This window comes from Fodinibius sediminis (assembly GCF_900182555.1).
Lineage (GTDB): Bacteria > Bacteroidota > Rhodothermia > Balneolales > Balneolaceae > Fodinibius > Fodinibius sediminis.
The window spans coordinates 153,994-164,149 of the sequence record NZ_FXTH01000013.1 but is presented as its reverse complement, the minus strand read 5'-3'; the positions used below and the strand labels follow the sequence as shown (position 1 = coordinate 164,149).

Annotated in this window: 9 protein-coding genes; 4 read left to right on the top strand and 5 right to left on the bottom strand. The window is 44.6% G+C overall.

Annotation, left to right across the window (positions count from 1 at the left end; translation table 11 throughout):
* Positions 1-321: 321 nt before the first annotated feature.
* The gene (locus FN808_RS14570) at positions 322-1,743 is read left to right on the top strand and encodes an AAA family ATPase (protein ID WP_142715341.1); all 1,422 of its coding nucleotides are present in this window, start codon (positions 322-324) and stop codon (positions 1,741-1,743) included.
* Between the two features lie 378 nt (positions 1,744-2,121).
* Here the strand turns inward: FN808_RS14570 and FN808_RS14565 are convergent, their stop codons facing one another.
* From FN808_RS14565 to FN808_RS19475, 4 genes are all read right to left on the bottom strand, one after another.
* Positions 2,122-3,099 (bottom strand): IS110 family RNA-guided transposase, encoded by a 978-nt coding sequence (locus FN808_RS14565; protein ID WP_142715340.1) that lies wholly within the window; start codon positions 3,097-3,099, stop codon positions 2,122-2,124.
* Between the two features lie 276 nt (positions 3,100-3,375).
* Positions 3,376-4,743 (bottom strand): TrpB-like pyridoxal phosphate-dependent enzyme, encoded by a 1,368-nt coding sequence (locus tag FN808_RS14560; RefSeq protein ID WP_142715339.1) that lies wholly within the window; start codon positions 4,741-4,743, stop codon positions 3,376-3,378.
* 349 nt (positions 4,744-5,092) lie between these two features.
* Positions 5,093-5,299, bottom strand: coding sequence for an integrase core domain-containing protein (locus FN808_RS19480; protein WP_350354192.1), 207 nt, complete (start codon positions 5,297-5,299; stop codon positions 5,093-5,095).
* Positions 5,205-5,453 (bottom strand): integrase core domain-containing protein, encoded by a 249-nt coding sequence (locus FN808_RS19475; RefSeq protein ID WP_142715338.1) that lies wholly within the window; start codon positions 5,451-5,453, stop codon positions 5,205-5,207. Before FN808_RS19475 ends, FN808_RS19480 begins: the two co-directional genes overlap by 95 nt.
* A 392-nt stretch (positions 5,454-5,845) precedes the next feature.
* On the opposite strand from FN808_RS19475, the gene FN808_RS19360 reads away from it, so the two are divergent.
* Together FN808_RS19360 and FN808_RS14545 are read left to right on the top strand one after the other, a co-directional pair.
* Positions 5,846-6,271: a serine hydrolase gene (locus FN808_RS19360; protein ID WP_142715337.1), complete on the top strand. Its 426-nt coding sequence runs from the start codon at positions 5,846-5,848 to the stop codon at positions 6,269-6,271.
* Positions 6,272-6,285: 14 nt separating this feature from the next.
* Positions 6,286-7,374, top strand: coding sequence for a serine hydrolase domain-containing protein (locus FN808_RS14545; protein WP_142715336.1), 1,089 nt, complete (start codon positions 6,286-6,288; stop codon positions 7,372-7,374).
* 168 nt (positions 7,375-7,542) lie between these two features.
* Here FN808_RS14545 and FN808_RS14540 read toward each other — a convergent pair whose 3' ends face one another.
* Positions 7,543-8,070, bottom strand: a complete 528-nt coding sequence (locus FN808_RS14540; RefSeq protein ID WP_142715335.1) for a ferritin — start codon at positions 8,068-8,070, stop codon at positions 7,543-7,545.
* 1,138 nt (positions 8,071-9,208) lie between these two features.
* Here FN808_RS14540 and FN808_RS14535 point away from each other — a divergent pair.
* A complete protein-coding gene (locus FN808_RS14535; RefSeq protein ID WP_142715334.1) occupies positions 9,209-10,039 on the top strand; it encodes a class I SAM-dependent methyltransferase in 831 nt (276 codons plus the stop codon).
* The last annotated feature ends 117 nt before the right edge of the window (positions 10,040-10,156 follow it).

Sequence of the window (10,156 nt, the reverse complement as noted above, 5' to 3'; positions counted from 1 at the left end):
GCAGCTGGCTATTCGATATGGCGATCGACTACCATTAGACTTAACCCGTAACCACGAAAAATAAGCAGCCCGGACAGAGTTCAGTTTACACACCCTAGTAGAAAGATTAACCCAAAAGATTAATCTTCTAAGTAATTTAAATGAGTACTAACTTTATACCTAACCCGCGCATTAAGCGGACACACCTCGCCCCCGATGCGTCGGGGCCACTCTTGGTTTTAAGTCTCGTCTTTCGTTAGTTGCTAATTCAACATTCATTCGCGTGCAGCTTATGCGCAATATCGTTAGGCACCTTGCCTCATTTAATAAAATATACTTTTTATGAATTTAGACTTTAATGACTATTCTCTTGAAAATCTTGGCAAAGTAAATGTCCTCCTTGGCAAAAATGGTAGTGGAAAAAGTAGATTGCTAAGACAATTTGATGAATACAATTTTAGGAACGAACAAAATATTAACACAAAGTATATTACTCCAGAGAGAGGCGGTACCTTAAAGCATGAGCCGAATATCGAGCGGAATATGAACAACGATGAAAGATGGTTGCCTAATCAATTAAGGAACAATCAATATCGACAATTTAGACAGCAAAGCGTTCTGCAGTTCAGGAAACTTGAAACCCTTGTTTTAAGAGAGATTGAATCTGATCAACAGTTGCGTCAAAACATGGATTATACTTTTGATACAATTGTTGAATCGATAAATAACTTGCTTGAAAATATATGGTTAAAAAGAGAAGGTGAAGATTTTGAAATTTATTTACAAGAAGAAGACAGGAAAATAGGTGAGGATCAAATAAGTAGTGGAGAGTCTGAGATTATTTCCTTATCAATTGAATCTTTAGTCTTTCAAAAAGAAGCAAAAGAAGGAATTGAAAATTTTCTTTTATTTGATGAACCAGATGTCCATTTGCATCCCGACTTACAGTCAAAATTTGCAAGATTTTTGGTTGATATTTTTAAAGAAGAACCAGTTAAAATAATTATCGCAACTCATAGTACTGCTTTGCTGAGTTCATTAAGAGATTCAGATGATTTAAAAGTGGGTTTTATAAAAGCGGGGGAAAATCGGGTAGAGTTTGAATCAACAAATGAAATCCATAGAACAATTCTACCAATATTTGGGGCTCATCCTTTATCTAATGTATTTAACGAATCACCAATTTTTCTCGTTGAAGGTGAAGACGATCTAAGAATCTGGCAACAAGCTCTACGCACTTCACAAGGTGAAATTAATATTCATCCTTGCCCAGTTGATAGCATCGTTAGAATGAATGATTATGAAACATTGTCAAGGAAAATTTTATCGACAGTGTATGACAATGCAGTTGGATATTCTTTGAGAGATAAAGACGAGGTTGAAGAAGAGGAAATTGAAGATTTAGGATGTATTAAAAGATTTCGGCTATCCTGCAGAGCTGCAGAAAATTTATTACTCACTGATGAGGTTTTAGAAAGATTAAATACTTCATGGGAAGAATTAAGAGACAATATCTTTGTCTGGATTGAAAATAATGAGGACCATCCTCACTTTGATGCAATGTGTAATTTCCGTGATAATGATTTTTCCAGAAAAGAAACCGATTTAAAAGATATAAGGAACGATCTGATGGGTTTAATCGGAAGTAACAAACCATGGGAAATTGCAATTGGCCAAACTATTGGGTTGCGTGATTTTGAAAATTCGGATCACAGTATTACAAATTATCTTGGTAATAATTTAGTCAATACTATAATCAACTAGAGCAGGTGCCTAACCCCTTTAAAAAGGAAAATGTCAAGCAGACAGTCCTCACCCAGCTGTTTGTATTCATTTCTATAAATCCTTTGTTCAAACCTATCGCTGGCGACCGGCTTCGTTGATCAAGTTCGGATTACCTGCCGGCATCCAAACCCCTTTACGGGCTTATCTTCCACCAATGGGCAGAAGCTGCCCCGAATAATCGGGACTATCCCAGATCTTTAACCGGCCAGCCGGCCGATGTCCTCCCGAATACTCGGGACGCACGGGCTTACCTTAAGATGTCCCGGTTAGGCGTGCGGGTTTATAGGCTGGGGCCAGCAGGTTTGCGAGGCCGCCCGTACCGGCTGCCCTTAAATCCTCTATATTCTTCGTTCTTTGTCATGCCGAGCACTCGGCACAGACTCCTTTGGCCAGTTCTTTGGCCACAACGGCTCGGGCCACGGGCCGACCGCTTCGACGCTTAATCTTACGATAAAATTTCTTCACCACTTTATAATGGGTGTAGGCAGAGACCGCGGCCTGCCCAAAAGCTGCACGTAGGTACTTGTTGCCATCTTTATTACCCGATTTGTGCCTTCGGCTTCCGCCACTGTCGGAGGCTCCCGGTACCAGCCGACAATAGCTAACAAATTGTTTCGCACTCGGGAACCGGGTAATGTCCCCGATCTCGGCCATAATGGTCCAGGCGCCCACTTTTCCAAGGCCCGGCACGGCCATGAGCCGTTCGGCAGTTGCTTCAAAAGGTACCTGCTTTTCAATCTCTTCTTCGATCCGATGGATCTGTCGCTGTAACTGAATAATCTGTTCAATCATGAGTTCAGCCTGCAGACCCGCTGCTGGGGGCAGCTGTGGTTGTAACCACTGCTGCAACTCTCCGAGATAGCGCCACTGGCTGCCGCTGATGGGCACGTTATACTTAATGGCCTGTCCCCACAGCGCAGACTGCAGCTTTCCTCTCCACTGGATCAGTCGCAGCCGCCCGCGGGTCAACTCTCGAAGCTCTCGTCGGTCGTGTTTGATCTGATAGGCCTCCGGAATCAGATCGGCCCGCAACAGCTCGGCCAGGGTATGCGCATCCACGGTATCAGTCTTCACTTTGGCGTAGCTGATGGCCCCCGCCATCTTCGAATGGGCCAGCGTCAGATCAACACCATTGGCCCGGCACCAGTCCGACAGCCAGTACCAGTTGCTGGTGCATTCGACCACGGCCCGGATAGGACCGTCAAAGGTGCCGAAAAAATCCTCCAGAGATCGTCGGGACGTCGGCAACTTCGCCTCCCTTACCATCTTACCATTGCCGTTGAGTGCTACATTTACCATATTATTTGAGTGAAGATCTATTCCTACATAGGTCATGAGGTCCTCCTTAGTTAGTTATGGTTGCCTGCCATTAATCTAAGTAAGGACCCCTTTTTGGAAAGATCCCGCGCATTAAGTCGGACACACCTCGCCCCCGATGCGTCGGGGCCACTCTTGGTTTTATGTCTCTTCTTTCGTTAGTTGCTAACTCAACATCAATCCGTGCGCACCTTAAGCGCCAGGTCGTTAGGATGCCTACTATTTTAAGCTACCGATCCAATAATTGAGAGTGGGTTTTGCCCACCGGTATTGATTCCGATTTCCTTGTATAGATCAACCCCGATTGGGCGCCAGGTCGCGCACCTCCTGCAGGTTCTGTTTGAGCTGTTCGTCGGTAAAGGAGTGGTCGCTGAGCTTTCCGGCGAAGTAGTCCTCGTAGGCCGACATATCGACGAACCCATGCCCGCAGAGGTTGAACAGAATCGTCTTTTCGGTGCCCTCCTCTTTGGCACGCTCAGCCTCGCGGATCGCCTGTGCAATACCGTGGGTTGCTTCGGGAGCGGCGATGATCCCCTCGGTCTTGGCGAAGAGCACGCCCGCCTCGAAGCACTCCAACTGCTGGATCGCCACCGCCTCGATCAGCTCATCTTTCAACAGCTGACTGCAGAGCACGCTGGCGCCGTGGTAGCGCAACCCGCCGGCGTGGATCGCCGCCGGGGTGAAGTTATGGCCCAAGGTGTACATCGGCAGCAGCGGCGTATAGCCCGCCGAATCCCCGAAATCGTACATAAACTCCCCCTTGGTCAGCTTCGGGCAGGAGGCGGGTTCCACAGCAACAAAACGGGTGTTCTTGCCTTCGCGCAGGTTATTCTTCAGGAAGGGAAACGAGATCCCCGCGAAGTTGGAACCCCCGCCGAGCGGGGCCACCACCACATCGGGATAGTCGCCGGCATACTCAAGCTGTTTCATCGCCTCCTGCCCGATCACGGTCTGGTGCAGCAGCACGTGGTTAAGCACCGAGCCGAGCGAGTACTTGGTCTGCTCGTCCTGCACGGCGCGTTCGATCGCCTCGGAGATCGCGATGCCCAGGCTGCCGCTGGTGTCGGGATCCTTGGCCAGGACGTTGCGCCCCGCCTGGGTGCGATCGCTCGGCGAGGGGTAGACGTCAGCACCGAAGGTGTTCATCATCACCTTTCGGTAGGGCTTCTGGTCATAGCTGATCCTAACCATGTAGACTTCACAGTTTATATCGAACTGGGCACAGGCGAAAGCCAGGGCGGTACCCCACTGACCAGCCCCGGTTTCAGTGGTGATGCTCTTGACTCCTTCCTGCTTATTGTAGTAGACTTGCGGGACGGCCGTGTTGGGCTTGTGAGAGCCGCTGGGGCTCACCCCCTCGTATTTGTAGTAGATTTTGGCGGGGGTGTCGAGGGCCTTCTCCAGTTGCGTGGCGCGATACATTGGCGAGGGGCGCCAGATCCGGTAGATATCGCGCACCTCGTCGGGAATCTCGATCTTCGGCTCGGCAGAGACCTCCTGCTCGATCAGCCCCATCGGAAAGATCGGCGAGAGATCTTCCGGTCCGGCGGGTTCTCCCGTCTCGGGATTCAGCGGGGGCTGTGGCTTGTTCGGCATGTCGGAGATGACGTTGTACCAGTGGGTTGGAATATCGGATTCGTTGAGTTGTATTTTCTTAGCCATGGAAACTCCTGTCAGATTTAACGTTGTGTTTTACCGCAGAAAAGCGAATGCCCGGTACCCTGAGCCGCCAACCGGTCCGCATTACAGTGGATTTGAATATGGTAAAAACCTGTCAGTAAAAAAAATGGATGCCGGATTCGGGGGGCGTTTCGGGCTCACGCCGGCCCTGGATTATATAATTAATTGTTGATCTGTAACTAATTATTTACCAATAACCAGATGGCCCGCCACATAACCACGGCATCAAGCAGACGCGACTCCCATTGCCTTGCTTGATTTAAAGATTTCAGCTAAGATGTAATTCATCAATAATCCAGAGAACGCATTACGCCGCTTATCCCGATGGTCGTTATAGGGCTCTTGAGAAAACAGCGGATAGCTTGAAGGGCTGTAGGCTTCTCCTTTTTTCGACCCAATATAAATCAGAGTTTTCGGGTTCCTTTAGTAGCTCCATCGGTGTCTTATAGCCTAGTGAACTGTGAGGTCGTCGCCAGTTGTAATCGCCTTTCCCCTGCTCGGCCTTCTGGCGAACTTCCTGGATCGTTCGAAACACCATACGCAGTGAGCAGCTCCCGGTAAATGCTTCCGTTGAGTCGCTCGAGATATCCATTCTGCAACGATTTGCCTGGCTGGATAAAGGCCAGGGTCAGGTTACACCTCAAGTCCAGCTTGCGTCTGACAAATTCCGGGCTGTTGTCCACCCTGATCATCTGAGACAGTCCCCAGCTTCATGCAAGATCTCTCAGGTATTGCAGGTTTTTGCTGCGATCTTCAACTAATAATAAGCGTAAGCTTAACAAATGCCCAAGACGATCTAAATTTGCATTTTCAGGTTCTAACAACCGTACTTGATCTTGATAACGTAGGGCATATATGGCGATCTGACAGGCATCCAAGAGTCGGATTTCCCTCTGCCCCCTCCCCCCAAAACGCACAAACACGCGGTCATTAAAGAATGCAGGGTGAAGTGTTTAATATTCAAGCTATTTCATTTATTCAATCTTCTACTTGTGTGATAGATAGTTGTATCACATCCGTAACCTTTCATACGTAAATCCCGTAGGGCAATTAAAATCTAAATTGTAAGTCAAATCATATCTTTATGACGAAACTATTTTGGGCCGTTACAATCATTTTCTTGATGACTAATTCATTAATAGCTCAAACAAAAAAAGAGAACTCCTTAACTGAGCCGACAAACAAGGATTCTACATTCCTAAACAACCCAAAATTCCAAGAAGAACATTCCCAATTTTCCTCAAAATTTGAACACCAATTAAAAAACATCTACAAAGAAAAAGCATTGTTTGGCGATTTTATTTTTGCTGTAGTTGATGAAAATGGATTGGCTTATTCATTTGCTATCAACAGAGAGATTTTAAATGGCAAAAAATCTTCTCTGAATAATAATTCCCTCATGTACATTGCATCCAGCACAAAATCATTCACGGGAACATTACTCAAAATATTAGAACAGAAAAAAGTACTCAATTTAAACAACTCACTTGATGATTATCTTCTCAACTAAATTACAATGACAGTATAGACACAAAAAAAATAACAATTAAAAACCTTTTAAATCACACTCACGGCACATTTAGCACCAGTATGGCGTGGAAAACAGCCTTTTTGGGATATAGTGGTAAAAATGAAGAATTAATCAACGATTTAAATACTGACTTTCTTTTTGACCCATCAGGTGAATTTCGATATTCAAATGTTGGTCCAATCATTGCTGGTATGGTTGTGGAAAACGTAACGGGTAAAAGATGGAAAGATGAAATGAAAGACTATATTTTCACACCATTAAAAATGGAAAACACAAGTGCAAATGTCAGTGATTATGAATTAAAAGACATTCGTCCATCACTTACCGTTTCCAAAAACAGGGGAATCATTGAAAAGGGCTTTTACAAAGAGGACATCACAATGCACGCAGCAGGAGGGATAATTTCAACTGTAAACGACCTTTCAAAATGGTTAAGTGCAAACATTAGAGAAGACAATATTTTACTGAATAAATATTCTTGGTCAGAACTTCATGCTTCGACCACACCGCAAGACAGAAACTATTTTACATACCAACGAACGGGCTACAGTTTAGGCTGGGATATTGCTGAATACCAGAAGGAAAGAATTTTGACACGCTTTGGGAATTTGGCAGGGATAAGTTTCCACATCTCATTTATGCCAGAGAAAAAAATTGGGGTCATTGCTTTCTCTAATGACAACAGAGCTTATTTATTGCCTCATTTAATGGCAGACTATGCTTACAACCTAATAAATGCATTACCTGCGGACAGTATTTTCAAGAGTGAAAAAACAAAATTGGCCAAGAGTTTTGAAATAGAGAATGAAATCTCATACCCTAACGATTCGCAATTTCTAAGGGTAAGCAATAGTAATGATAATATACTTGGCACATATCAAAATACAGAAAATTGGCCAACCATTTCCATTGACAAAAAGGATAACTACTACATATTTAACTGGGGCATATTAAATGGAAAAATCTATAAGAACGAAGAAAGTGGTTACTTTAGTAATTTGGGAGTCTTAATAAGGGATTTTAAGATAAAAAATGACACTCTTTTGACAGGCTCGTTGATTTACAAAAAAGCGAAGAAATAAAAAAGGCACACAACAACGGCCGTAAGCTATGGCTTTCGACTCACCCACCTGTCTCAGCACAGCCGAGACGGCGGTTTTTCTATAGATCGGTCAATTTTTGCTAAATTATAAAATCACCCTATATCAAAAGATGATTGTATTTACAACCAACTAATAATATTTATGCAATTATTGGTCTTCACTTTGTTCTGCTTCTTTTCCATTCTGGCCTTGTCTTTCACCCATCTCGCGATCCAGCAGGTACAGTCCAGAGCCGTCTTCTCCGACTAATTTTAGTTTATCAATAATATCTTGCACCATCTCTTCTTCCTCTACCTGTTCATCAATAAACCAAAGTAACAAACTTTCGAGCGGATAATCGTCTTCCTCCCTGGCAAGATTATACATCTTGTGAATACGTTTCGTGATATGCTGCTCCTGTTCAAGAGCAAATTCGAACGCGTTCAGCGGAGAATCAAATTGCACTTTTGGTTTTTCAATATCCTGCAATATTGGTCGGCCATTTCTTTGAATCAAGTGATTGTAGAACTTCATACCATGTTCTATTTCCTCTTGCCACTGGGCTTTCAGCCAGCTAGCAAAGCCGCTGAGGTTTTTCTCTTCAAACCACGCTGATATCGCCAAATAAGCATATGCTGACTGAAATTCTTCTTGAATCTGATTGTTTATTTCTTCTTCTATATTTTGCTTAATCATAGTGTCAAAAATTTGATTTCAATTATTAACTGATTTTTTATCTATATATAAATATACCATTATGATGCTAAATTATCCTATATATACCTTTTATTAAACACATTGTGGGATTCTATTGAAAAGACCGTGTGTAATATCAGGCATTAAAAATTCCTACTTACACTTCCAACAATCCAGCCACCTGCCCTTTTAAAAAGGGAACTGTTAAGCAGGCAGTTCTCAGCTATCTTTAAGATGCAGCAATTCAATACATCCTCGTTTCAAACCTTTAACTGTCAACCGGCTTCGTCGATCACATTCGGATTACCTGTTCATCAAAGCTTTAGTGTCGTTGAACCTGCCGGCATCCAAACCCCTTTTACGGGCTTCTCTTCTGCCAATGGACAGAGGTTCCAGCATTCACAATGCTACTATCCCAGAATGCTATGACTTTATCAAAGGTTATTTTCTTTTTTTGGCCGGGCAAATCGAGAAACATGAGCAGGCTGGCAGGCCACCCACTGTTCCATATGACACAGATAATTTTTATCAGCTTGTTGCCTACATTGTTTCGAACCACCGGGCATTGCTTCCCTTCCTCAAGTTTACGCTATTTGCAGCTCTGAAACCGGCGGTAGTGCGTACTTGTCACCAGACGACCACTCTGTCGTTTAATCCTGCGATAGAATTTCTTCACCATCCTGTAATGGGTATAGGCGAAGACGGCCGCCTGGCATCCACTGTGTCAGTCTTTACCTTGGCATTGCTGATCCGCCCGCCATCTTCGCCTGAGCCAAGATCAGATCAACATCGTTGGCCCGACACCAGTCCAATAGCCAGTACCAGTTGCTCGTACATTCGACCACCGCTTTCACAGGACTGTCAAAGGTATCGAAAAAAAATATCCGTGATCATCGAGAAGTTGACAGTTTTGCCTCCCTTACCACCTTGTCATTGCCGTTGAGTGCTACATTTACCATATTATTTAAGTGCAGTTCTATTTCAAAATAGATCATGAGGTCTTCCTTGAATTAGTTACGGTTGATAGCCCTAATTTAAATGACCCCGGAACATCGGAATTTTGGGAAGATCCCGCCCTTTTAACGTGGGTCGTTAGGTTTCACACTTTTCACATCCATATATCAAAAAGAGACCAGTTATGGAACGAACATACGAACAAGTGATTAAATGCTATGATCGGAAGGGACTGGAAGAAACCCTTCTTAACGCGATTCAGAAAGAATTGGGCGACGGTACAGAGATCAGTCCTGATAACCTGGCCCCGGTTGACGAGTTCCACATCCGTGGTAGAGAATCAACTACGGAATTGACTGAGCTTTTAGGAGAGCTTACCGGCAGAGAAGTTCTTGATGTTGGATGTGGATTGGGCGGAACCGCACGATACCTGTCGTCCAGCTTCGACTGCCCTGTCACTGGTATTGACCTGATGCCTACCTATATTTCGCTGGCAAAGAAGCTATCCAACATGGTGGGCCTGGAAGAAAAAACAAGCTTTTACGAAGCTTCCGCCTTGGAACTCCCGTTTTCAGACGGACATTTTGACGTAGTCTGGATGGAGCATGTCCAAATGAATATCTCGTCGAAAGATCAGCTCATAGATGAAATTAAACGGGTACTTCGGCCAGAGGGAGTCTTTGTATTCCATGAAATTTTCTCAATCTCCGAAGCCGAACCATACCTACCAGTCCCTTGGGCCGATGTATCCTCCGGCAGCTTCCTGATCTCTCAAGAAGACTTCCGTAGCAACTTGGAGAAAGCTGGTCTGGAGATTATCCAATGGAAGGATGTTTCACAGTCGTCTGTGCAGTGGTTTAACTCCGTTACAAAGCAACTTGCAGAATCAGGTCCGTCCCCCCTTGGTCTTCATCTGCTGATGGGTGAAGCGGCACCGACGAAACTGGAAAATGTTGGCAAAAATCTTCAGGAGAATCGAATTTGTGTAGTGCAGTCTTTGTGTCGTAAGAGATGACGACATACTACAGCCTAACAAGCGCTACCCTTAGCAGACTCGCCGTTGGGTTCGGATCTTGCTAATAGAAGATCAAATCAGTAGACTATTAATAAGTCACTAAGTTCTGCGCACCGT